1 pseudogene is annotated in these 279 nt (G+C 72.8%); it reads right to left on the bottom strand.

The features are described 5' to 3' along the window. Positions 1 to 279: pseudogene (locus KVT37_RS32145) on the bottom strand (ABC transporter permease); the annotation flags it as partial.

The following is a 279-nucleotide window of genomic DNA, read 5'->3' as shown; positions in this document are numbered from 1 at the left end:
CCTCTGGTTGGCGCCGGCGCCATAGCCCAGCCGGACCAGCCCGTTGGGCATGGTGAGCCCCATGATGGCGCCCCTCAGGCCTTTGACCCCCGAGCCGCGCCCCCCGCCCAGGCTGACGCCGCCGCCCACGGCCGCCGTCAGCGCCATGATCTCGAGATTGGGGCCGGTGCCCGGCCCTGCCCCGCTCAAACGGCAGGCGATCAGGGAGGCCCCGCTCGAGGCGCAGAAGCCGGAAAAGACATAGGTCATGTACACGGTGCGGCGCACGCGGTTGCCGGG

Source organism: Mesorhizobium sp. GbtcB19, from assembly GCF_019091085.1.
GTDB lineage: Bacteria > Pseudomonadota > Alphaproteobacteria > Rhizobiales > Rhizobiaceae > Mesorhizobium.
This window is presented reverse-complemented; position numbering and strand designations above follow the sequence as displayed.